Below are 22,524 nucleotides of genomic sequence, written 5' to 3' on the forward strand. Positions count from 1 at the left end.
GCCGTCGCCGAGTTCGACCACCGGGTGCTCTGCCATCGTGCTGGTCCTGTCATCGGTCCTGCGGTGGGTTCAGCGCACCGGGCAGGAGTGCGTTGACGACCCGGGCCGCGCGCTCGGGGTCGGGGTGCTGGCCGGTGATGAGTCCGAGGTAGGTGTAGGACTCCATGACGCGGACCAACACGTAGGGCAGGTCCTCGGCGGGCACCGACGGGTGCAGCCGACCGGCGGCGGTCTCCTCCTCGACGACCTCGCCGACCAGCCGGATCAGCCGGGCTTCGAAGTCGGAGGCCTTGGTCGAATTTCCACCACCACGACGTGACGCGGCAGAAGGAGCTGCTGCGCGGGGCTTTTCGCGGTCTTGACGGCGAGGTGGACCGCTGGCTCGACGAACTCGGCACCACGCCCGGGTTCTACTTCGACTCGATCACCCAGCTCCGCATGGGCACCTGGTCTCGGGGGCGGGTGACGCTCGTCGGCGACGCGGGTTACTGCCCCGGCCCGGCGGTGGGCGGCAGCACCAGCCTCGCCATCGTCGGCGCCTACGTCCTGGCTGGTGAGCTGGCCCGGGCGGGCGGCGACCACGAGCGCGCCTTCGCCGCCTACGAGCGCGCGATGGCCGAGCACGTGCGCGGCAGCCGCGCGGTGGCGCTGAGCGCGGCCCGAACCCTGGTGCCCACATCCCGCTTCGGCGTGTCAGGTCTGGTCCAGGCGACCCGCCTGCTGTCGGCCCTGCCCGCGGGCCCCGGCCGTGCCTTCCTCCGCCTCACCACCAAGAGCGCGCGCGTCCACAACGCGATGGCCGTCGAGGACTACCAGCCATGACCCCGTCGCGGGGTCAGCCACCTGCGAGGGCCTTGCCCGCCTCGTCCCAGTTCTGCCGCAGCCTGTCCAGGTAGGACTGCGCCTGCGGGCCCGGGGGAGTGCCCGTCGCGAACGCGCGCATGTTCCCCGGCCCGGCGTTGTAGCCCAGCGCCAGCAGCTCCTCGGTGGTGTGCGCGGAGGACCGCTGGTCCGGCAGCATCGCGGCGAGGTCGTGCAGGTACCAGGCCGCGGCGCGGATGGCCAGGTCCGGGTCGTCGGGGAGCTCCAGCCAGTCGCGGTCGGCGAAGTCGCGGTCGGCCTTGACCTCGTCGAAGGCGACCCGGTGCATGTTCGCCACGCCCAGCGCGGCGTCCGGGTCGATCTGCAACCAGGCGCGCTCGGCGGCCGGGTCGTGCGGCTTGTAGGACTCGTTGTGGAGAATCGCCATCAGCAGCTGCGGATCGACACCGGCTTCCCGTGCTCGGGCGAGCACCTGCTCGGCGAACCGAGCCGGGTCCTGGGCGGCCGTGTCCGGTGCGGCCGAGGTCGGCGCGGCCGACTCGGCTGGAGCGGCCGGAGCGGCGTCCTGCGCAGCCGCGCATCCCGTCGTCGCCGCCACGAGCGCGCACGCGGCGAACCAGCGCCACCTGCTCCTCCTCGTCATCGCACCTCCAGTCGCATGCCCACATTCGACCAGACCACGGCACGTGCCCACCGGCCGACGCGCCGTGGTCAATCAGGCGGCGCCCAGCACCCCGGCTGCGTGGGGAACGGCGGCGAGCAGCACGCCGACCAGCAGGACGGCGGTGTCCGTCCCGGTCCAGGGGGCCGGTTCCGCCCAGGTGCGCCGCCGGGCGCGGGCGAACCCGCGGGCGTCCATCGCGATCGAGGCGCTGGTGGCCTCGCGCATGGTGCTCACCAGCAGTCCGAAGGTGACCGAGGCGGCGTGGCGGGCGCGGGAGAGCGGTCCGCGACCGGGACCGAACCCGCGTGCGCGGCGGGCCCGCGAGAGGTGCTGCCAGGTCTGGCCGAGCTGCTCGAACCGTTGCAGCGCCGCGGCGAACGACACGACGAAGCGGTGCGGCAGGCGCAGGCGCTGCCCGAGCTGGTCGGCCAGCGCCATCGGCTCGATCAGCGGCGCGACGGCCACCCCGGGCAGCGCCAGCACGACGATCCGCAACCCCGCGGTGGCGGCGACGTCGAGGTGCCCACCGCCGAGCAGCCACGTCGAGTAGGCGACCGAGAGACCGCCCAGCACGACCGTGAGGAACCGCAGTGGGTGGCCGGAGCGCGCCGGGAGCATCAGCGCCATGGCGAGCACGTAGGCGCCCGAGGTGATCAATGCGGTGGGCAGTGAGCGCACTCCGAGCGAGGCGACGAGCGCCAGCAGGCCAACCGACACCAGCACGAGAGGGTTCACCCTGGCCAGCACACCGCTCATCGCGCCAACACCCGCCCCCGGTGGAGCCGCGTCTCGCGGTCGGCCAACTCGATCAGCACCGGGTCGTGGGTGGAGGCGGCCGCGGTGGCGCCAGACCGGGCAGCGGCCCGCACCCACCCGGCGATCGCGGCCCAGGTGCGGCGGTCCTGCCCGACGGTCGGTTCGTCGAGCATCAGGGCGCCGGGCCGGTGCGCGAGCGCCGCGGCGAGCGCGACCCGGCGCTGTTCCCCGCCGGAGAGCCGGTAGGGGTTGGCCCCGGCGAGTGCGCTCAGCCCGAGCACCTCCAGGACCTCGTCGACCGCGACCGGGGCGCCCAGCCGCATCCCGGTGCGGGCGATCTCCTCGCGCACGCTGGTGGTGAGGAAGCCGTGCTCCGGGTTCTGCGGCACCCAGCCGACCGTCCGCGCGAGGTCGGCGGACCTCATCCGGTGCAGCGGCACGGGGGTGCCGTCGATGCTCCCGCGGTCGGGGCGGACCAGGCCCGCCAGCGCGGCGAGGAGGGTGGACTTGCCCGCACCGGACGCTCCGGTGAACGCCGAGACCTGGCCCGGTGAGACCGAGGTGGAGACATCATCCAGGGCGGTCACCGCAGCGGATGTCCGCATCCGGCGAGCCACCAGGTCCACGCCCAGTTTCCGCGCTTCGAGCTGCGGGCCGGGGGAGCCCGGGGCCACCAGCGCCGTCGGCACCTCTGTCGGCGCGGGCGCGGGCAGATCGGGCATCCACACCCCGGCGCGGCCGAGCTCATCGGTGAGCTGGGCCCGGCAGGTCTCGGGGTCGACGTCGTGCATGACCTGACCGGCGGAGTCGAGGACGACGACGCGGTCCACCAGCTCCAGCCACGGGCCGACCCGGTGGTCCACCACGACCAGCGAAGCGCCGGTGTTGGCCACGACGTCGGCCACCGCCGCGCGCACCCGCTCGGCGTTGTCCGGGTCGAGCATCGACGTCGGTTCGTCCAGCAGCAGCATCGACGGTCGCAGCGCCAGGACCCCGGCCAGGGCGAGCCGCTGCAGCTCACCGCCGGACAGCGCCGACGTCGGGTGGTCGGTGGGGTGGGGGAGCCCGACCAGCTCGAGGGCTTCGGCCACCCGCCGCCAGATCTCCTCCGGCGCGACCCCGGCGTTCTCCGGGCCGAAGGCGACATCGCGCCCGATCCGGTCCGCCACCAGGGCCGCCCCGGGGTTCTGCAGCACCAGCCCGATCTGGCCGTGCACCCGGACCTCGCCGCTCAGCTCGCCCGGCAGCGCCCCGCCGAGCACCCCGGCCAGGGCGTGCACGACGGTCGACTTGCCCGCCCCGCTCGGCCCGGCCAGCAGCACCCGCTCACCGGGCTGGATCCGCAGGTCCAGCCCCTGCACGGTGGGCGTGCGCCGCCCCAGCGGCCGCCAGCCGAAGCCTCGCAGCTCCGCGCGCAGGTCCGTCGAGGTCGTCACACCGCCGCCCGCTCGTGGTGCTCCCGGCCCGGCCCGAACGCGTCCAGCGCCCCGGTCGCGGCCAGCCCGCGCACCAGCGCCCAGCCGCCGAACCCGGCGATGACCACGCCGGACACCACGAAGAACCCGAGGTGCGCCAGCTGGTAGGGCAGCGCCCAGTCGGTGTAGTAGACCTGCCACTCGTAGAACGACTCGAACGCGGCGGCCACCGCAGCCGCCAGCGCGGCGACCAGCGGGCCGAACCGCTTCCACAGGAACACGGCCAGCACCAGCTCGACGCCGAACCCCTGGACGCACCCGGAGATCACCGTCGACAAGCCCCAGCTGTTGCCCAGCAGCGCCTCCACGGACGCGGCGACCACCTCGGTCAGCAGCGCGGCACCGGGCTTGCGGACCACCAGCCCGCCGATCACCCCGCCGAGCAGCCAAGCGCCGCCGAACAGCCCCGAGCTCGGCGGGAACGCGAACGCGGAGAAGGTGCTCAGCACCTGGTAGAGCTGCGCCCAGCCCCAGAACGCCACGCCGACCGCGACGCCCAGCATCGCGACGGTGACGAAGTCGATGGTCCGGTAGCGGAAGGCGGCATCGCGCACCACTAGAACTCCCTTCGCCGGTGTTAACCGGAGCAGGTTCGGAGGGTCTGCGGCTCAACCCGCACTCTCAGCGCCCTTCACCACGGCGCTCCCCTGTCATCGGCCACACACCCTACCTTCGGCGCACCACCCCGGACACCGGTGGGTGAGAGCACTCCGAGCAGGCGCACCATCCGCAGTGGATCAGCCACGGGGAGTAGTGGGCTCGTGACGCGGCGAGGCGCGTCGGCCTCGCTACGTCCACTGTGGACCTCTGGTGGGGCGTCAGGTGCTGCGCAGCTCGACGCAGCACTCACCGGCGCGCGGCTCGAGCACGGCTTCGGTCGTGCGGGCCTGGAGCCCCGCGAGGAAGCCCTGCAGGAAGGCGTGGTTCAAGCCGCACACCAGCTCCGGGGACCGCGAGGTCACCGGGTGGAACGGGCAGTTGCGCAGCCGCACGCAGCCCGGAGCCTCCCGGTCCGGTTCGAACCCGTGGTCGGCGAGCACCTCCGCCGCCCGGGTCAGCGCGCGCTCGGCGCCGAGTCGACCTGGACGGGTGCGCTCCCGCTCGGCCCTGCCGAGGTCGTGCCCGCGCTCGCGTGCCACGCGCATCACCGCTTGGGTGGCGTTCTCCCGGTCACCTTCGGTGAGTACCGCGTCCACCAGGATGTCGGCCAGCAGGTCGTGGCGCCGGGGCGGGATGCTGATCCGGATGTCGGTGCGCGCCGGTTCGTAGACCTTGGGGGTGCGGCCGACCTTGCGCACCCCGTCCAGCGGCTCGTACCGCGCGCACAGCAGGCCCGCCGCCACCAGCTTGTCGAGGTGGAAGGCGGCGAGCTTGCGGGAGATGCCGACCGCCGAGGCGGCCTCGTCGCGGCCCACCGGCCGCCGCGCGCGGCGGATGTAGTCGTACATGCCGCGCCGCAGCTCGTCGTCCAACGCGGCCACCGCGGTCATCGCCGAACCGGCCTTGTCCATGGTCCAACCCTAGCGCTCTCGGGCACATCTCAATGGGTGGAATCCAGTCAGCGGCCCGGCGACCGGGAACGTTGACCGAGGTCCCTCAATAAGACTAACGTTGATTGGCGAAATAGGGGTGGACCTGGGCCACCCGCCGCGGTCGCGAGCACCGGCCGCGTCGACCCGGAGGAAGACATGACAACCGCACCCGCCCTGCACGTCGCCAACGAGCCCGCTGGCCAGATCGACCTCGACGCCGCGGAACGGGCTGCGGGGGACCTGCTGCGGGCGCTGGGCGTCGCGACAGACTCCGAGAGCCTGCGGGGCACGCCGGGCCGGATGGCCCGCGCCTACGCCGAGCTGTTCACCCCGCGCCCGTTCGACCTGACGACCTTCCCGAACGAGGAGGGCTACGACGAGCTGGTGCTGGCGCGGTCGATCCCGGTCCGGTCGGTGTGCGAGCACCACCTGCTGCCGTTCGTCGGCACCGCGCACGTCGGCTACCTGCCGGGCGAGCGGATCCTCGGGCTGTCGAAGCTGGCGCGCGTGGTCGAGCACTTCGCCTGCCGCCCGCAGGTGCAGGAGCGGCTGACCAAGCAGGTCGCCGACTGGTTGTGCGAGCACCTGCAGCCCAAGGGCGTCGGCGTGGTCATCGAAGCCGAGCACACCTGCATGACGTTGCGCGGCGTGCAGGCCACCGGCTCCAACACCGTGACCTCCACCCTGCTGGGCACCCTGCGCCAGGACGCCCGTTCCCGGCAGGAGTTCTTCGCCCTCACCGGCGTCAACGCCTGACCCGCGCAGATCAGGTCTGGGCGGGTGCGCGAGATGCCGTGCTCCGGGCCTGCTGCGTGATCTTCGCTGCGCGGTCGCGGTGCCGTCGTGCTGCTCCGGGGTTGCCCAGCGCGGTGGCCAGCGCTGCGAGGTGCTGTGCGACGGGGCCTGCGGTGAGCAGACCGCTGCCCGCCCCCGCGAGCTCGGATTCGGCCGGTTCCAGTGCGGTGTAGGTTTCTTCGGCCAGCCTCCGGTCGGCCAGGCGGACCGCGGCGGCAGCGGTGAGGCAGAGGCGGACCTCGTGCAGGAGGTCGGGCGGTGGTGGCGGGATCTCGCGCGCTGCGGCCGCCGCAGCGCCGTGGTCGCCCGCGTCGAGCAGCGCGAGCGGGCGTACCCAGGGCAGGAACGGACCCCAGTCGTCTGCCAAGTCCACTGTGGCTGGTCGGTTGTCCTGTATCCGCGAGCACAGCAGGGCAAGCGGGAGCGTGCCGTGCTCGACCCCGTGCATCCCGGTGCCGGTCAGCTGCGCCGCCGCGGTTCGGTAGGCGGCCTCGGCTGCGGAGCTGTGACCGGTGGCAGCTGCGCGGACCGCGCCGTACCACCTGGTGAACACGGCGACGAGGGGGAGCTCGTGGTGTTCGCCCAGTTCGGCGGCGGCTGCGGCGTGCGCGTCGGCCACGTCGAACTCGGCCAGCGCGCAGTGGGCCTGGAGCAGGACCAGGTGGCCGAGCACCTCGAACGGCACGAGCTCGTTCCGGGCGGCCAGGTCGACCAGCTCGCGGCCGATCCGCGCGCGTTCGGGAGCCAGGCCGGGCCGGTCGCAGGTGTGCATGAACTGGCCGTTGAGGGCGAAGGCGAGGAGTTCGGGGTCGGGCAGCGAGCGGGCCAGTGACACGGCCTCGTCGGCGGCCTCGCGCCCGCGGCGGGCGCCGGTGCCGCGCAGCTCCATCGCCAGCGTGGCGAGCAGGCGTGCCCGCTGCGCGGTGCTGTGCTCGGGGAGGGCGGCGAGGGTCCGCTCGGTCACCGCCACCACCTGGGCGGACATCGCCGGGTCGTCGTTCGTCGTCCAGATCCCCGGCACGTCGAACGCCCCGATCACCCGCGCCGTCGACCCCGCGTCGCCCAGCGACTCCGCCGCGGTGATCGCTTCGACCCGGTGCGTGCGCGCCGCCGCCAGGTCCCCGGTGATGGCCAGCGCTCGTACCCGGCCCATGACCAGGCCGAGCCTGGTCCGCGGCTTGTCGGACCCGGACCGGTCGTGTGCGGCGATCGCCGCCGCCCACAGCCGGGCGGCTTCGTGCGGGGCGAAGCGGCGTTCCGCCCGGTGGGCCGCCAGTGCCGCGTAGTGCGCCGCCTTGCGCGCCGTCGCGCTGCTCTCGGCGAGGAGGAGGTGGTGGGCGATCGCCTCGACGTCCTCGGGCCGGATCCGTTCGAGGACTTGCGCGACCTCGGCGTGCCAGCGGCTCCGCCGCGGCCCCGACACCTCGTCGTGGACCGTGTCGCGGACCAGGGCGTGGGCGAAGCGGAGTCGCTCGGCCCCGGTCTCGACCAGGAACCCCAGCAACACCGCCGAGTCGACGGCGTCCAGCACCCGTTCCTCGTCACCGCTCAGCGGGACCAGCAGGTCGATGTCGACCTCGTCGCCGATGACGGCGGCCTGCCGCAGGACGGTGCGGGCGGTGTCGGGCAGCGCGTTGAGCCGGTGCCGCACGACGTCGCGGACCCCGGCGGGAACCGCGTGCAGCGCGGCGTCGCCCTCGGTGTCGAAGAGCCGGGCCAGCTCCCGGGCGAAGAACGGGTTGCCACCGCTGCGGTCGTGGATGACCTGCGCGACCTCCGAGGGAACGCTGTGCTGAGCGGTGGCGCGGGCGAGCTCGCCCACGGCCTCCCGGGACAGGCCACCGAGGTAGATCCGGGTGGGCTCGGACCCGGCGCTGCGGCCCAGCACTTCGGCCAGGCCGGGGGAGAGCTCCGTGCTGCGGTACGTCCCGACCACCAGCACCGGCTGGTCAACGCGCTCGGTGATCAGCGCCGTGAGCTGGGCCAACGTCTCCTCGTCGGCGCGGTGCAGGTCGTCCAGGACCAGCAGCACCGGGCGTTCGGCCGCGACGGTGGCGAGGTAGGACACCACGCTGCGCCGCGCGTGGAAGCGGGCCGCGACGGCGTCGTCGGCCTCGGCGAACACCTCCGGGGCGGGCACACCTGAGGACGCCGCGACGCCGTCGAGCAGTTGGATCCACGGCCAGGTGGCCGGTGCGCCCTCGTGCTCGGGGTTGCGGCCCCACGCGGCGGTCCACCCAGCGACGGCCGGCTCCCTGGTCAGGGCTTCGACCAGGGCGGTCTTGCCCGCTCCCGGCTCCCCGGCGACCAGTGCCAAGCGGAGTCCGCGCCGCTCGAGGGCCTCGGATGCGGCCGAAGTCAGCTGGTCGAGTTCCCGCGCGCGCCCGACCAGGCGCTGCTCGGCGACCACGGGAGCCGGTTCGACCAGGGGCGCGGTCGGCAGCGCCGTGCTGAGCTGTGGGGCTTGGGCGAGGATGTCGGCTTCGAGTTCGCGCAGTTGCGGCCCCGGATCCACACCGAGCTCGGTGACCAGCGCGGTCTTGGCGGTGCGCAGCGCTTCAAGCGCATCGCGCTGGCGGCCCGCCTGGTACAGGGCGACGGCCAGCAGGCGCCAAGCGTGCTCCCGCCACGGGTGCTCGCCGACGTGCGCACGCATGTCGGCGGCAACGTCGGGAGCCCGGCCGAGGGCGAGCGCGGCCTCGGCACGCCGTTCGACCGCCAGCAGCCGCAACTCGTCGAGCCGGGTCACCTCCGCGCGGACCCAGTGCTGCTCGGCGAACTCGGAGTACGCGGGTCCGCGCCACGTCGACAGCGCCGCCTCCACCCGGGCCAGGGCGGTGCCGGCCCTGCCCTCGACCAACAGCTCCCCGGCCTCGGCCACCGCGGTCTCGAACTGCCAGGCGTCCACCGCGTCGGCCCGCAGGGCGTAGCCGGGGGACTCGGTGACCAGCAGCCGCGCCGGGGTCCGGGGTGGCCGGTCGGGTTCGAGCGCGCGGCGCAGCGTCGCGACGAACGACTGGACCGCCCCCACCGCACCGGCGGGCGGGTCGTCCCACAGGTCGTCGACGAGCATCCCGACCGGGACCATGCGGCCCCTGGCCACCAGCAGCCGGGCCAGCACCGCGCGGTGCCGCGGGCCGCGCAGGTCGATCGCGCGACCGCCGTCCTCGGCCACCACCGGGCCGAGCACCCCGAACCACACCACCGCGACAGCTCACCTCCGCACCAACCCTAGACAACCAGCCCCGAACCGCCGCCGGAGGTGCTGGTCAGCGGCTGCTGATCCGTTGCTGATCGGCGGCGCGCAGGCTGCGACCGGTGACCGCCGCGGCGGCGGTCCGGATCGAGGAGGACGACGTGCGCATCAACGGCTTCGACTACCAGCGGGTCACCGTCGCGGAGGGGGTGGCGCTCACCGCGGCGGTCGGCGGCTCCGGCAGCCCGGTCGTGCTGCTGCACGGGTTCCCGCAGACCCACCTCATGTGGCGGCACGTGGCCGCCGACCTGGCGGCCGACCACACCGTGATCGTCCCCGACCTGCGCGGCTACGGCGACAGCGACAAGCCCGCGGACACCGGCGGCACGACCTACTCCAAGCGCACGATGGCCGCTGACGTGGTGGCGCTGGCCCAGTCATTCGGCCACCAGCGCTTCGCCCTCGCCGGGCACGACCGGGGCGCGCTGGTGGCGATCCGGGCGGGGCTCGACCACCCGGACCGGATCAGCCACCTGGCCGCGCTGGACGTGCTGCCCACAGTGGACATGTGGGAGGTCATGCGCGGCACCGCGGCGGCGGTCGGCTTCCACCTCCACCTGATGGCCCAGCCACCGGGCCTGCCCGAGCAGCTGATCGCGGGCAGCGCGGACGCCTTCTTCGGCCACTTCCTGGACATCTGGACCGGCAACCCCGAGGCGGTCCCGGCGGAGGTCCGGCAGGCCTACCTGGCGGCCTCCCGCGCCGCGATCCCGTCGATCGTCGCGGACTACCGGGCCTCGGCGGGCATCGACGTGCAGCACGACCTGCATGACCGCGATACCGGGAACCAGCTGCGGATGCCGGTGACCGTGCTGCAGCAGGACTGGGGGGCGGCGATGGGCTACGACGCCGCGGCGATCTGGCGCGCGTGGGCCAGCGACCTGCACCACCGCACCGTGACCTGCGGGCACTTCATGGCCGAGGAGTCCCCGGCGGAGGTGGTCGAAGCGCTGCGCGCCCTGCTGGCCCGGTAGTCCGGCGTACGACTGGGGGCCCACCCCGGGTACGACTCGCGGACCACGCGGGAACCAGTGCCGGGAATGATGTTGGCGCACACCCCGCCGCACTACCTTCTCCTCCGAAGGTGGTCGCGGCGAACGGAGGTCCGCGACCGGGTACGACACGCGCCACCGGCGCGGACAGGAGAGCGCGCAGCATGCACGCATTCGCCCAGCAGGTTTCCCTCGCCGCCGACAACGGGGAGTTCACCGGCGGGCTGGCCCTCATCCTGCTGATCACCGTCCCCTTGCTGGCCTACGTGGTGCTGGTCATCGGTGCGTTGATCAGCGTCCTGGGTTCACCGCAGAGCTTCGGCATGAAGATCGTCTGGATCGTGCTGGTGTTCGTCGCCCCGTTCCTGGGCAGCATCCTGTGGTTCGTCATCGGCCGCTCGAACGCGCGGCGAACCGCTTGACCCCAACTGGGCCCCGCGCCCCGGCTGGCAGTCGTGGTGATCACCGCGCCCGCCAACCGGGGCGTTCGCGCACCTGACCAGGACCCGGTGCGGTGCACTTGAACCGCGTTGCCGCGCAACCTGGTCGCGCGCCTTCTGCGGAGGAGCCCTGTTGCCCAGCGCTGTCCTAGGGCGCCGCTTCGCGCAAGGCTGGCAGCAGTTCGCGCTCGGCGAAGCCGAAGAACCCCCGCGGGTCGGCGTCGACGTCGACCTGCACGACCGCGAGATCGGTGAACCCGGCCTTCCAGAACTCCGCCGCGGCCTCCACGACCGGTTCGACGTCCGGGCCGCAGGGGATCGAGGCCGCGACGTCCTCGGCGCGGACGAACTGGGTCGCCGCGGCGAACGCGGCCGGACCGGGCAGCTCGGAGTTGACCTTCCAGCCACCCGTGAACCACCGGAACTGCTCCCGGGCCCGCTCCGCGGCCGCCTCCCGGTCGGTCGACCACGAGATCGGCAGCTGCCCGATCTTGCGCGCGGGGCCGCGGGCCGCGGCGCGGTCCCAGCCCTGGCACAGCTCGCTGCTGGGCTCGACCGCGATCATCGCGTCGGACAGCTCGGCGAACCGCTGGACCGACTGCGCCCCGGAGACGGCGGTGGCCACCGGGACGCGCCGCGACGGCAGGTCCCACAGCTTCGCCGAATCGACCCGGTAGTGCTTCCCGGCGTAGTTGACGTGACCGCCGTCGAAAAGCGCACCGATGATGTGCAGCGCCTCGGTCAGCATCTCGTGCCGCACGTTGACCGGCGGCCAGCCCCGGCCGACGACGTGCTCGTTGAGGTTTTCTCCGGCGCCGACACCCAGCACGAACCGGTCCCCGGACAGCAGGCCCACCGTGGCGGCCTTCTGCGCCACGACCGCCGGGTGGTAGCGCATGATCGGCGCGGTGACGTAGGTCATCAGCTCCACCCGCTCGGTGACCTGGGTGACCGCGCCGAGCACGCTCCACGCGTAGGGCGCGTGCCCCTGCTCCTCCAACCACGGGAAGTAGTGGTCGCTCATCACCTCGAAGTCGAAACCGGCCTGCTCGGCCGCCGCGGCCTGCGCCACCAGCTCCCGCGGGCCGGACTGCTCGGTCAGCAACGTGCACCCGAATCGGACCATGCCGCCAGGCTGGCACGGCGCGCCGGGCTCCGCTCGCTGCGCCACGCGCACGCATGTTCTGACGCGGTGCGGGGAATCCCCTTGGCGGACCCGCACCGAGGAGGCGAGATGTCCCCGCACGAACTCCCCATCATCGACTACGACAACATCCCCGTCGGCTCGCTGCAGCACCGCATCCGCTCGCTCCGCGCAGACGAGGTCAAGCTGTTGCTGGACCACGAGCGCACGCACAACGACCGGGTCCAGGTGCGCGAGATCCTGCAGAACCGGTTGGACGAGCTGCGCGCGGGCGCGGAACCGTCCGGCGGGACGCAGGACGACAAGCCCGTCGAGGCCGAGAACACCCCGGGCGGTTCCCCGGTGACGCCCAGCGGGTCGCCGGAACCGATGCACCCACCGCGCCACGGCATGGCCGGTCAGCCCGGCAAGCCCCGGGCCGACCGCCCGTACCAGCAGTGAACCTGCTCCGCCGTGTAGTTCCCGGAGGGGCGGGTAGTCACTGGCAGCGGACCCGTGGGAAGGAAGTGGCCGAAGATGCCGCAGCAGGGCTGGAACGCGAAGCAGGAACGGCAGTACGAGCACATCAAGCAGCAGGCCGTGGAACGCGGCTCGAGCGAGGACCGGGCCAGCGAGATCGCCGCCCGGACGGTGAACAAGGACCGGGCCCAGCAGGGCCAGGCCAAGCAGCGCAGCCGGACCTCGACCCAGGACATCCCGCCGCAGCGGCGCGGCGGCAAGCGGTCGGGCCTGCGCCAGGGACCGGGCGGGCGGACCAAGCAGCAGCTCTACGACGACGCCCGCCGGGAGGGGATCAAGGGCCGGTCCAAGATGACCAAGGCCGAGCTGGAGAAGGCGCTGAGCCGGTAGCCCACCTTTCGCGACGACAAGCCGACCAGGGAGGTTGCTCGATGCGGCAGGAGAAGAACCACCACCAGCGGCCGGCCGAGGAGGAGCCGCCCGCGGACGAACCCGCCACCACGGGTGGCCAGCGGCGCGAGAAGCTCAACGAGGACACCGAGGCCACCCTGGACGAGATCGACGACATCCTGGAGGAGAACGCCGAGGACTTCGTCCGCGCCTACGTGCAGAAGGGCGGCCAGTAGCCGCAGTCGTCCACTGTGGATGCGGCCCCGGGGCACCCCGCGCCCCGGGGCCGTCCGCGGTCAGCCCTTCCGGCGGCCGGGCAGGTACTCCTGGACCTTGGCCTTCACGCCTTCCCGCACCACCGACCACGCCTCGGGGTCCCCCTTGAGCAGCGAACCGGCCACCTTCTCCAGCTGGTCGAGGTCCGCGCGCGGCGGGATCGGCGGCACCGTCGGGTCGGTGACGAACTCCAGCAGGCACGGCCGGTCGGCCGCCAGCGCCTGCCGCCAAGCCCCGGCCACCGAACCGGGATCGTCGACCCTGGTCGCCCGCAGCCCCAGCTGCTGGGCCAGCTCCGCGTACCCGACGTCCGGGAGGCGCTGCGACGGGATGAACTGCGGGGCGCCCCCCATCGCGCGCATCTCCCAGGTCACCTGGTTGAGGTCGCCGTTGTTGAGCACGGCGACGACCAGCCGCGGGTCCGACCACTCCCGCCAGTAGTGTGCCATGGTGATCAGCTCGTTCAGCCCGTTCATCTGCATCGCGCCGTCCCCGACCAGGGCGACCACCGGGCGGTCCGGGTGCGCGAACTTCGCCCCGGTCGCGTAGGGCGCGCCGGGCCCCATCGTGGCCAGCGTCCCGGACAGCGAGGCCCGCATGCCGCGGCGAATCTTCAGGTGCCGGGCGTACCAGTTGGCCGCCGACCCGGAGTCGGAGGTCAGGATGACGTCGTCGGGCAGCTGCGGGGACAGCTCGTGGAACACCCGCTCCGGGTTCACCGGCTGCGCGTCGACGTGGGCGCGGCGGTCCAGCACCTCCCACCAGGAGCGCACGCCCTCCTCGACGCCCTGCTGCCACGACCGGTCCGCCTTGCGGTGCAGCATCGGCAGCAGCGCGCTGAGCGTCCGCTGCGCGTCCCCGAGCAGGTTGACCTCGAACGGGTAGCGCATCCCGATGCGGCTCGGGTCGATGTCGACCTGCACCCCGCGCGCCTGCCCGTACTCGGGCAGGAACTGGCTGTACGGGAAGCTGGATCCGACCATCAGCAGCGTGTCGCAGTCCCGCATGAGCTGGTAGGACGGCTTGGTGCCCAGCAACCCGGCCGCGCCGGTGACGAACGGCAGGTCGTCGGGCAGCGCGTCCTTGCCCAGCAGCGCCTTGGCCACGCCCGCGCCGAGCACGTCGGCGACCTGCTCGACCTCCGCCGCCGCGCCCCGCGCGCCCTGCCCGATCATGATCGCCACGCGCTCGCCCTCGTTGAGCACGTCGGCCGCGCGGCGCAGGCTGTCCTGGTCGGGCAGCATCGAGGTACCGGACATGCCCATGCTGGAGGGCACCATCTTGAACTCGTGCTTCGGCGGCTCGTAGGGCATGTCCTGCACGTCGCCCGGGATGATCACCGCGGTCACGGTGCGGCGCGCCTGCGCGGTGCGCATCGCCCGGTCCAGCACGTTCGGCAGCTGCTCGGGCACGGTCACCGTCTCCAGGTAGTCCGCGGCGACGTCCTTGTACAGCGCCATCAGGTCGACTTCCTGCTGGTAGGAGCCGCCCATCGCGGTGCGCGCGGTCTGCCCGATCAGCGCGACCACCGGGACGCCGTCGAGCTTGGCGTCGTAGAGGCCGTTGAGCAGGTGGATCGCGCCCGGACCCGACGTCGCGGCGCACACACCCACCCGGCCGGAGAACTTCGCGTAGCCGACGGCCTCGAAGGCCGACAGCTCCTCGTGCCGGGACTGCACGAACCGGGGGCGGTCCCCGGCGCGATCCCACGCCGCGAGCAGCCCGTTGATGCCGTCCCCGGCGTAGGCGAAGACGTGCTCAACACCCCATTCCCGCAGCCTGGCCAGGATGTGATCGGCTACCAGCACTGAGGCCACCTCCTCCTAGTCGCTCCCGCTGCACCTACCCACCAGCGGCCACGCTCAACCGCCACCCGGCGAGGTCTACTGTGGACATGGATGGCGGAGCGCCGACGCCCTGGGCTGCGCCGATACGATGGGCGGTCCAGACCGCGATGGAGACGTGAACCGATGACACAGGCAGCGAGCTTCGAGCCGGAGTCGGAGCGGGTCGCGCGCCAGCTCCGCGACGAGATCCTGGACGGGGTCCGGGCCCCGGGCAGCAGGCTCGTGGAGCGCGACCTGGCGGCGGAGCTGGGGGTGAGCCGCCTCCCGGTGCGCGACGCGCTGCGCTCGCTGGTGGCCGAGGGCCTGGTGACGCCCCGGCCGCGCAGCTGGGCGGTGGTGCGCGAGTTCACCGCATCCGACGTGGCCGACCTGAACGAGGTGCGCGGGGCGTTCGAGGCACTCACCTTCAGGCTGGCTGCGCAGCGGCGGACCCGGGACGGCCTGGCCCGGCTCCGGGAGGTGCTCGACACCGAGCTGGCGGCGGCGCGGGCGGGCGACGAGGTGCGGGCGCGGCGGGCGGCGGCCGACTTCCACGAGGTGGTGACCTCGCTGGCGGCCAACGAGCTGCTCACCGAGCTGGAGCGGGTGATGAGCGGGCGGATGCGCTGGCTGCTGAGCCAGCACGACGACCTGAACGTGATCGCCGAGCAGCACGAAGGCCTCTACTCAGCGATCGCGGACCGGGACGTGGCGCGGGTGGAGCAGCTGGTCGCCGAGCACCTCGCCGCGGGCCAGGGCATGGCCGTCGCCCGCCAGCGCGCGGCGAAGCCCTAGCGCCCGACCACGCGGTGCAGGCGGGCGTGCAGCTCGCGGACCTCGTCGGCCAGGTCCGGGTCCGGGCCGGAGACCGCGACGCCCGGTGCGACGGCGTTGATGGGCAGCGCGGCGACCGGCCCCGCCGGGAGTCCCCACTCGCGGTGCCACCCGGTCAGCTGCTCGGTGCTCGTCGCGTAGACGATGCGCCCGAGCCCCACCCAGGCGTGCGCGGCACTGCACATCGGGCAGTGCTCGCCAGAGGTGTAGACGGTGCACTCGGCGCGTTCGGCGGGGGAGAGGTGCGCGGCGGACCAGCGCGCGATCTCGAACTCGGGGTGGCGGGTGGCGTCGCCGTCCTTGACGCGGTTGCGGTCCTCGAACCGCGCGGTGCCGCGCGCGTCCACGAGCACGGAGCCGAACGGCTCGTCGCCGTCCTCCAGCGCTTCGCGGGCCAGCTCGACGCAGCGCCGCAGGTGCGCCCGGTCCTGATCGCCGATGGTCTGCGGTTCGTCCATGCGCCCACCTTAACAGCTTTGGTATACCATTTCTGGACGAGTGTCGGTGGCGGCGGAGCCGCAGCCCGCCGCCGCCGAGCGGCTCAGCCCAGCTCCGGCGGCCAGTTCAGCATCCGCTTCGGCCGCGGCGGGGCGTAGGTGCGGACCTTGGACGTGGTCAGGCCCAGCCGGACCAGCGACTCGGCGATGGCCACCGCGGCGGCCACGCCGTCCACGACCGGCACCCCGGTGCGCTCGACCACCCGCTGGTCAAGACCGGACATCCCGCCGCAGCCCAGGCAGATCACCTCCGCGCGGTCCTCCCGCACCGCGAGCTCCGCCTGCTCGACGATGGCCTCCACCGCGGCGCCCGGATCGCGCTCCAGGTCCAGGACGGCCATCCCGCTGGCGCGCACCGACGCGCACCGCGCGCTGAGCCCGGCGACGTGCAGCCGCTCCTCGATCAGCGGGACGGTGCGGTCCAGGCTGGTCACCACCGAGTAGCTGCGGCCGAGGAACTGCGCGGTGCTCGCGGCGGCCTCGGTGATGTCGACGACCGGGACGTCGAACAGCTCCTGCAGCCCCTCCCGGCCGTGCTCGCCGTACCCGGCCTGGATGATGGCGTCGAACGGCTCCCGGTAGGCCCGCACGGTCTCCATCACCGCGATCGCGGCGAGGTAGCTCTCGTAGTTGCCCTCCACCGACTCCGCGCCGAAGGCCGGGGTGAGCGGGACGACCTCGGTGCCGGGAGACGCCGCACCCGCGGCCTGCGCACCGATGGCGTCGGTGATGGCGGCGGTGGTGTTGACGTTCACGACCAGAATGCGCATTGTCCAACCTTCTCCGGGGAACTCCTCGCCGAGTTCGCTCATCGGGGGAACGCGGTTTCGATGGGGGACGAGATGCCGGGGGACCCCGCGATCACCGGCGCGCCGGGTCCCGGCACGCCGGGATGTCCGGGCCCGGAGCGCGATTTCCATTGGGATCGCACGTCTGGTTGCCATTGGAGTCGCGGGATCACGGGTGCCCCGGCTCGCGGGGCTGGGGTCACTCGGCGGCCACGGCGATCGACTCGCCGTCGACGTCGGCCGCGTCGGGCTTGCGGTCGGCGACCACGGCGTAGATGACCGCGCCCAGGATTGCCCCGATGAACCAGGAGAACCCGGCCGCCGCGCTGAACACCGGCACCAACGCCACGATGACGGCGATCGCCGCGGCCGGGACGAACGCCGCGATCGCCTTCGGGTTGTACCCGCGGGTGTAGTGGTACTCGCCGTCCTCGGCCTCGCTGTAGAGCGCCGGGACGTTCACTCGGGTCCGCCGGATCAGCCAGTAGTCGGCCATGATCACGCCGAACAGCGGGCCGAGCAGCGCGCCCAGGCCGCCCAGGAAGTAGTTCACCACGACCGGGTTGTTGTAGAGGTTCCACGGCAGGATCACCAGCCCGATGAGGGCGCTGACCACCGCCGCCCGGCGGAAGTTCAGCCGCCGCGGGAACAGGTTGACCAGCACGTAGATCGGGGCCACGAAGTTGGCCAGCAGGTTCACCGCGATGGTCAGCACGATGAGCGCGACCGACGCGGCGGCCAGCAGCACCATGTTCGGGACGGTCTGCACGATGTCGGTGGGGCTGGTGATCACCCTGCCGTCGAGCTTGAACTGGGCACCGCTGAGCACCACCACGATGACGGCGAAGAACAGCATGTTCACCGGGATCCCGACGAGGTTGCCGCGGATGATGGACTGGCGGCTCTTGGCGGAGCGGGTGAAGTCGCAGAAGTTCAGCACGAACGTCCCGTAGATGACCACCCAGAGCGCGGCGGCCTGCAGGATCTGCAGCCACATCTCGCCGCCGGTGAACGGCTGCGCGTTGGACAGCGCGATCGAGCCGCCGGCGCGGACGAACATCCAGATCGCCAGTGCGCACATCGTGATCAGGATGGTCGGCGCGGCGACCGCCATGTACTTGCGGATCACGTGCATGCCGTAGCTGGCGATGAGCACCTGCACCACCCACAGCGCCAGGAAGGTGGTCCAGCCGAGCAGCGACAACCCGAGCGCGGACTGGCCCTCCAGCGCCTGCAGCGACGGGAACATGGCCACCAGCAGGGTGCTCAGCACCTCGGAGGCGAGGTAGGTCTGGATACCGAACCAGGCGATGGCGACCACGCCGCGGACGGCGGCCGGGATCTGCGCGCCCGTGGTGCCGAACGCGATCCGGCTCATCACCGGGAACGGCACGCCCGTCTTGTGCCCCATGTACCCGGACAGCGTCAGCAGCAGGAACAGCAGCAGCGAGGCGAGCACGAATGCGGCCAGGATGCCCCACACGTTCAACCCGAGCGCGAACAACCCGATCGCGAAGGCGTAGTTGCCGAGGCTGTGCACGTCGTTGCCCCAGAGCGTGAAGACGTTGTAGGCGCCCCACCGGCGCCCCTCCCGCTTCGTGGGGGCCAGGTCGTAGGTGTAGAGCCGGGAGCTCGTCGTGGTGGAGGCGTCCACGGTGGACCCGTTGTCCGTGGCGGTCATCTGGCGGCCTCCAGGTGTCCTGTGCGCAACTGTCGACTTCCTTGTCTCGTGCCGGGCATCGGATGGGGCTGCGGTGCGGCGTCCGCTCAGCGCTGTGGCCGCGTCCTCGGGCTCGAGCGGTGGGTGGTGCTCGATGCGGACAGGGGCGGTGCCCACCAGTGCGGTTGCGGGGGACCGTCAGAGTCGCCGGGGTGATCGAGCGGAAACCCTATTTCGAATTGCGGAAGTATACGTTTATGATTCGAAAACGCTAGACCGCTTCCCGGGGCTCGTCAAGGGTCTCGCCCGGAACCTGCGAGCGGTGGCTCGCGGCCTTGGGGGCGGGCGGTCCGGTCCGCGCGCGGGCGACCGGTTGCCCCGCATGGTGACGGCTGCGGGCGCTGATGTCCACGGCTCGGGCGCGGGTCTCGCCGACCGCGCCGTTCGTTCCAGGGAATGCACCGCGCAAATCGGTATACCAAACTTCGGTCGGACTGATGGTGTGATCCAGGATGTAGCTTCGACTATGGGCTCCGATCGGCCATTTTGGTATACAGAACAGCCGCAACGGTCAAGCAAGCAAGGAGCCCGCGATGTGCGTTGATCCCGTCCCGCCGCCAGCCAGCCACCTGACCCGCCGGGGAGTGCTCACCGCAGCCGCGGTGCTGGCTGGAACCACCGCCATGGCGAGCGCGCCCCGGGCCGAAGCCGCCCCGCACCCAGCTCCACCGGCCGGGGACCTGGTCATCGACGGCGGCAACCTGCTCAACCCGGCGACCGGTGAGGTGGTCGAGGACAGCGTGGTCGTGATCCGCGGCGGCGTCGTGCGCGCGGCTGGCCCCCGCGACCGCGTCGAGGTCCCCGCGGGGGTGGCTCGCCTGGACGCCCGCGGTCGCTGGGTGCTGCCGGGTCTGGTCGACGCGCACATCCACCTCAACACCGCGTCCGAGGCGCGCGATGCGGTCCGCAAGGGTGCCACCAGCGCCCGCAGCGGTTTCCACGAACTTCTACCAGGACATCGCGGTGCGCGAGCTGGCCCGCCAGGTGCCCGGGCTGGCGCTGCGGCTGCAGGCGGCGGGCGTGTTCGTCACCCCGGACCTCGGTGACACCGTCCTGGCCGACCCCGACCTCACCCCACTGGCCCGCCTCGCGGACGGCGTCCGCTCCCCAGCGGCGCTGCGCCGGGTGGTCGAGGTGAACCTGGCACGGGGAGCCGATGTGATCAAAACCCGCGTCAACGAGCGCGCAGGCCTGCCGGACCAGGACCCGCTGACCCAGGTCTACTCGCGCGAACAGCTCGCTGAGATCGTCGCCGCAGCCAGGCGCGGGGGCAAGGGCGTCCTCTGTCACAGCTACAGCGAGCAGGGCTGCCACGACGCGGTTACCGCAGGAATCCGCTCACTGGAGCACGGGGTCTTCGTCGCGGAACGCACCCTCCACGAGATGCGCCGCCGGAACACCTTCTTTACCCCCACCCTCACCGCGATCGCGGGAATGATCGATTCCCCCAACCCGGTCCTCGCCGAAAGAGGCCGAACCTATCTACCGGTCCTCAAGCGAGCAGTCCGCGCAGCCCACGACCTGGGTGTCCCCCTGGCAGCAGGAACCGACTCCTCAGGAGGCGAGGTAACCCCAATCGGCCGAGAAGTCCAACTGATGCACGAAGCAGGCCTACCACCCCTGGCAGCCATCCAAACGGCAACAACAGCAGCGGCAAACCTCCTGAACCCCAAATCAAGAGCGGGCAGCCTAACCCCAGGCGCCCCAGGAGACGCCCTAATTCTATCCAAAGACCCCCAAGAAGACCTAACCTCCCTAACAACCCCAACCCAAGTAATCAAATCAGGCCAACCCCTAACCAAACCCTAACCCCAAAAAACCCAACCAGCACCGACCCCCAGCACCAAACCCCAGCACCGACCCCCAGCACCAAACCCCCGGTGCCGAACCTCTGCAATTTCGATTGAAATTGCATCCCACCCACCGCAAGCTACGTCAAAAACGAGCAATTTCGATTGAAATTGCTACACCACGCAAAGCAACCACCCACCGCTTTGAACCCAACTCAACCCCCACGCAACTCCACTCCTCCTCCCCAACCCAAACCCCACTATCACCACTGAACCCCAAGTTCCGAACATCTACCCCCAAAGCCATCAACCCCCCACCCCCACTGCTCCCCAAGTCCCCCCACCGCTCACCATGCCTCCGGTCACCCCACCTCAAACCCTCCACAAAGGACCAACCCCCCCGAGCCAGACCCTGACCCCCCCAACGGCGGGCTGACAACCCGCCACCCAGGCGCATAATGAACCCAAGAAGTGATCTTGACCGGATGCGCTGGGGGCCGGACATGTCCGCCGAGAGGGTTCGCTGGAACATCCCCGCCGGGATGCCCTGCTGGATCGAGCTGGTGACCACCGACATCCCCGTGGCCTGCGAGTTCTACGGGAACTTGTTCGGCTGGGAGTTCGAGGAGCACGACGATCCGCGGGAGGGGCGGCACGTGATCGCGCACCGGGACGGGTTCCCGGTGGCCAGCGTCCGCGAGTCCGCGGACGGCCGGTCGCGTTGGCGGCTGTTCCTGGCCACGTCGGACAGCGCGGTCACCGCCGCCGAGGCGGGCAAGCTGGGCGGGCAGATCACGGTGCCGCGCAGCAGGGTGCCGGGACTGGGCGTCAAGCTGGTGCTGGCCACCCCGGCCGACGACGAGTTCGGCCTGCTGGAGCCGGATGCGGCGTGGCAGTTCGACGTCGGGTTGCCCGGCACCCTGGTGTGGGCGGAGCTGGTCACCATCAAGGCGCAGGCGGCGGACCACTTCTACGGCGGGCTGTTCGGCTACACCTGCGAGCAGTTCGGCACCGAGCACCTGTCCGACTACGAGGTGTGGTACCTGGACGGGGAGTCGGTGCTGGCCCGGGTCAGCATGATCCGCGACCACATCAGCCCGGGCGCGCACGCGCACTGGTTGCTCTACCTCGGGGTGGACGAGGAGGTGGGCACCGACGAGATGGTGCGGGTCGCGGTCGCGAACCACGGCCGCGTCCGGGTGGACCCGTACGATTCGAGCCTCGGTCGGTGTGCGGTGCTGCGCGATCCGCTGGGCGCGCGCTTCGCGCTGGTGGACCCGTCCCAGGCCACCGACTACGGCTCGGCGGGCAACGACGACCCCTATGACGACTGACCGGCGCCCCGCTCGCATGGAGGCGCCGCGCCCGCGCTCAGAGGTCCTCTAGGAAGCCGAGCACCGCGGCCCAGGTCGCCTCGGCGGCCTCGGCGTCGTGGTCGGGCAGGTCCGGGTCGGTGTAGAGGTGCCCGGCGCCGGGGTAGCGGTAGATCTCCACGTCCGCCCCGGCCCGCTGCATCTGCAGGTACCAGGAGTTCAGCCAGTCGTCGGTCTCGAACGGGTCGGGCTCGGCGACGTGCAGCTGCACCGGCAGGTCGCGGGCGGTCGCCCCTTCGGCGATGTCCGATGTGCCGTGCAGGAGCAGCAGGCCGCGGGCCTTCTCGTCGGCCAGCGCGAGGTTCTGGGCCAACGCCGCACCCAGCGAGAGCCCGGCGTACACCAGGCCCCGTTCGCTGAGCGGGGCAGCGACCTGCACCGCCCGGCGCAGCAGCTCGTCGCGGCCGATCTCGTCGCTGATGCGCAGGCCCTCCTCGACGGTCTCCGCGGTGCGCCCGTCGAACAGGTCGGGGACGTGCACGTCGTGACCGGCCTCGCGCAGCCGGTCGGCGGCGGCGTGCACGGCGGGCCGCAGCCCGTGCACGGAATGAAGCAGCAGGATGTCCACAGCAGACATCCAATCAGCCCGGTGTTCGCCGCGTGCACCTCGGGCCGACGCCGCTGCGTTCGACGTGGCCGCGGCCACCGCGGCGGCGCACCGCGAGCCGCCGGGTGGCGGTGCGGCCGGGCATGCT

23 protein-coding genes, 1 pseudogene and 1 riboswitch are annotated in these 22,524 nt (G+C 72.3%); of the genes and pseudogenes, 11 read left to right on the forward strand and 13 right to left on the reverse strand.

All coding sequences use genetic code 11. From position 1 onward, the window contains the following. Positions 1-49: 49 nt before the first annotated feature. Positions 50-283: pseudogene (locus ABT324_RS18940) on the reverse strand (QsdR family transcriptional regulator); the annotation flags it as partial. A 32-nt stretch (positions 284-315) separates the two neighbouring features. Between ABT324_RS18940 and ABT324_RS18945 the strand changes: the two are divergent. Continuing rightward, the gene (locus ABT324_RS18945; RefSeq protein WP_351178796.1) at positions 316-822 is read left to right on the forward strand and encodes a Rossmann-fold NAD(P)-binding domain-containing protein; all 507 of its coding nucleotides are present in this window, start codon (positions 316-318) and stop codon (positions 820-822) included. A gap of 13 nt (positions 823-835) precedes the next feature. On the opposite strand, the gene ABT324_RS18950 is transcribed toward ABT324_RS18945, so the two are convergent. The 5 genes from ABT324_RS18950 to ABT324_RS18970 form a co-directional block, all read right to left on the reverse strand. Next, positions 836-1,465, reverse strand: coding sequence for a transglycosylase SLT domain-containing protein (locus tag ABT324_RS18950; protein WP_351178799.1), 630 nt, complete (start codon positions 1,463-1,465; stop codon positions 836-838). 72 nt (positions 1,466-1,537) lie between these two features. Then, complete coding sequence (locus tag ABT324_RS18955; RefSeq protein WP_351178802.1) at positions 1,538-2,242, reverse strand: energy-coupling factor transporter transmembrane component T family protein; 705 nt, start codon at positions 2,240-2,242, stop codon at positions 1,538-1,540. After that, the gene (locus ABT324_RS18960; protein ID WP_351178805.1) at positions 2,239-3,678 is read right to left on the reverse strand and encodes an ABC transporter ATP-binding protein; all 1,440 of its coding nucleotides are present in this window, start codon (positions 3,676-3,678) and stop codon (positions 2,239-2,241) included. The genes ABT324_RS18955 and ABT324_RS18960 overlap by 4 nt, the downstream gene beginning before the upstream one ends. Then, a complete protein-coding gene (locus ABT324_RS18965) occupies positions 3,675-4,271 on the reverse strand; it encodes an ECF transporter S component (RefSeq protein ID WP_351178808.1) in 597 nt (198 codons plus the stop codon). The genes ABT324_RS18960 and ABT324_RS18965 overlap by 4 nt, the downstream gene beginning before the upstream one ends. Continuing rightward, positions 4,264-4,376, reverse strand: a riboswitch (TPP riboswitch). Its footprint overlaps the gene before it by 8 nt. 159 nt (positions 4,377-4,535) lie before the next feature. Continuing rightward, positions 4,536-5,228, reverse strand: a complete 693-nt coding sequence (locus tag ABT324_RS18970) for a helix-turn-helix transcriptional regulator (protein ID WP_351178811.1) — start codon at positions 5,226-5,228, stop codon at positions 4,536-4,538. A 177-nt stretch (positions 5,229-5,405) separates the two neighbouring features. On the opposite strand from ABT324_RS18970, the gene folE reads away from it, so the two are divergent. Then, positions 5,406-6,005 (forward strand): GTP cyclohydrolase I FolE, encoded by a 600-nt coding sequence (gene folE, locus ABT324_RS18975; protein WP_351178814.1) that lies wholly within the window; start codon positions 5,406-5,408, stop codon positions 6,003-6,005. A gap of 10 nt (positions 6,006-6,015) precedes the next feature. Here the strand turns inward: folE and ABT324_RS18980 are convergent, their stop codons facing one another. After that, complete coding sequence (locus ABT324_RS18980) at positions 6,016-9,249, reverse strand: ATP-binding protein (RefSeq protein ID WP_351178817.1); 3,234 nt, start codon at positions 9,247-9,249, stop codon at positions 6,016-6,018. 152 nt (positions 9,250-9,401) lie between these two features. Between ABT324_RS18980 and ABT324_RS18985 the strand changes: the two genes are divergently transcribed. Both ABT324_RS18985 and ABT324_RS18990 read left to right on the forward strand, forming a co-directional pair. Continuing rightward, on the forward strand, positions 9,402-10,274 hold the full coding sequence (locus tag ABT324_RS18985; RefSeq protein ID WP_351178920.1) for an alpha/beta fold hydrolase: 873 nt from the start codon (positions 9,402-9,404) through the stop codon (positions 10,272-10,274). Between the two features lie 182 nt (positions 10,275-10,456). Further along, a complete protein-coding gene (locus tag ABT324_RS18990) occupies positions 10,457-10,714 on the forward strand; it encodes a PLD nuclease N-terminal domain-containing protein (RefSeq protein ID WP_351178820.1) in 258 nt (85 codons plus the stop codon). A gap of 166 nt (positions 10,715-10,880) precedes the next feature. Here ABT324_RS18990 and ABT324_RS18995 read toward each other — a convergent pair whose 3' ends face one another. After that, positions 10,881-11,858: a TIGR03557 family F420-dependent LLM class oxidoreductase gene (locus ABT324_RS18995; RefSeq protein WP_351178823.1), complete on the reverse strand. Its 978-nt coding sequence runs from the start codon at positions 11,856-11,858 to the stop codon at positions 10,881-10,883. A gap of 108 nt (positions 11,859-11,966) precedes the next feature. On the opposite strand from ABT324_RS18995, the gene ABT324_RS19000 reads away from it, so the two are divergent. The 3 genes from ABT324_RS19000 (at position 11,967) to ABT324_RS19010 (ending at position 12,961) form a co-directional block, all read left to right on the forward strand. Continuing rightward, the gene (locus ABT324_RS19000) at positions 11,967-12,317 is read left to right on the forward strand and encodes a DUF8129 domain-containing protein (protein ID WP_351178826.1); all 351 of its coding nucleotides are present in this window, start codon (positions 11,967-11,969) and stop codon (positions 12,315-12,317) included. Positions 12,318-12,392: 75 nt separating this feature from the next. Further along, entirely contained in the window at positions 12,393-12,725 is a 333-nt protein-coding gene (locus ABT324_RS19005) for a plasmid stabilization protein (protein ID WP_351178829.1), read from the forward strand. A 41-nt stretch (positions 12,726-12,766) separates the two neighbouring features. Next, on the forward strand, positions 12,767-12,961 hold the full coding sequence (locus ABT324_RS19010; protein ID WP_351178832.1) for a ubiquitin-like protein Pup: 195 nt from the start codon (positions 12,767-12,769) through the stop codon (positions 12,959-12,961). A 60-nt stretch (positions 12,962-13,021) separates the two neighbouring features. Here ABT324_RS19010 and ABT324_RS19015 read toward each other — a convergent pair whose 3' ends face one another. Next, on the reverse strand, positions 13,022-14,818 hold the full coding sequence (locus tag ABT324_RS19015) for a thiamine pyrophosphate-requiring protein (protein WP_502949764.1): 1,797 nt from the start codon (positions 14,816-14,818) through the stop codon (positions 13,022-13,024). A 153-nt stretch (positions 14,819-14,971) separates the two neighbouring features. Here ABT324_RS19015 and ABT324_RS19020 point away from each other — a divergent pair, with 153 nt between their 5' ends. Next, a complete protein-coding gene (locus tag ABT324_RS19020; protein WP_351178838.1) occupies positions 14,972-15,622 on the forward strand; it encodes a GntR family transcriptional regulator in 651 nt (216 codons plus the stop codon). Here the strand turns inward: ABT324_RS19020 and ABT324_RS19025 are convergent. From ABT324_RS19025 to ABT324_RS19035, 3 genes are all read right to left on the reverse strand, one after another. Next, complete coding sequence (locus tag ABT324_RS19025; protein WP_351178841.1) at positions 15,619-16,119, reverse strand: nucleoside deaminase; 501 nt, start codon at positions 16,117-16,119, stop codon at positions 15,619-15,621. The genes ABT324_RS19020 and ABT324_RS19025 overlap by 4 nt on opposite strands. 83 nt (positions 16,120-16,202) lie before the next feature. Continuing rightward, positions 16,203-16,928, reverse strand: a complete 726-nt coding sequence (locus tag ABT324_RS19030) for an aspartate/glutamate racemase family protein (protein ID WP_351178845.1) — start codon at positions 16,926-16,928, stop codon at positions 16,203-16,205. Positions 16,929-17,145: 217 nt separating this feature from the next. Then, complete coding sequence (locus ABT324_RS19035; RefSeq protein WP_351178848.1) at positions 17,146-18,627, reverse strand: NCS1 family nucleobase:cation symporter-1; 1,482 nt, start codon at positions 18,625-18,627, stop codon at positions 17,146-17,148. A 572-nt stretch (positions 18,628-19,199) separates the two neighbouring features. Here ABT324_RS19035 and ABT324_RS19040 point away from each other — a divergent pair. The 3 genes from ABT324_RS19040 (at position 19,200) to ABT324_RS19050 (ending at position 21,790) form a co-directional block, all read left to right on the forward strand. Continuing rightward, positions 19,200-19,712 carry a hypothetical protein gene (locus ABT324_RS19040; protein WP_351178851.1) on the forward strand — a complete coding sequence of 171 codons (513 nt, stop codon included), beginning with the start codon at positions 19,200-19,202 and terminating at the stop codon, positions 19,710-19,712. Beyond that, a complete protein-coding gene (locus ABT324_RS19045) occupies positions 19,630-20,475 on the forward strand; it encodes an amidohydrolase family protein (protein ID WP_351178854.1) in 846 nt (281 codons plus the stop codon). Before ABT324_RS19040 ends, ABT324_RS19045 begins: the two co-directional genes overlap by 83 nt. Before the next feature lie 484 nt (positions 20,476-20,959). After that, complete coding sequence (locus ABT324_RS19050; protein WP_351178857.1) at positions 20,960-21,790, forward strand: VOC family protein; 831 nt, start codon at positions 20,960-20,962, stop codon at positions 21,788-21,790. A gap of 37 nt (positions 21,791-21,827) precedes the next feature. Here the strand turns inward: ABT324_RS19050 and ABT324_RS19055 are convergent, their stop codons facing one another. Next, positions 21,828-22,406 carry a dienelactone hydrolase family protein gene (locus tag ABT324_RS19055; RefSeq protein ID WP_351178860.1) on the reverse strand — a complete coding sequence of 193 codons (579 nt, stop codon included), beginning with the start codon at positions 22,404-22,406 and terminating at the stop codon, positions 21,828-21,830. Positions 22,407-22,524: the final 118 nt, after the last annotated feature.

Source organism: Saccharopolyspora sp. NPDC000359, from assembly GCF_040300525.1.
Classification (GTDB): Bacteria; Actinomycetota; Actinomycetes; order Mycobacteriales; family Pseudonocardiaceae; genus Saccharopolyspora.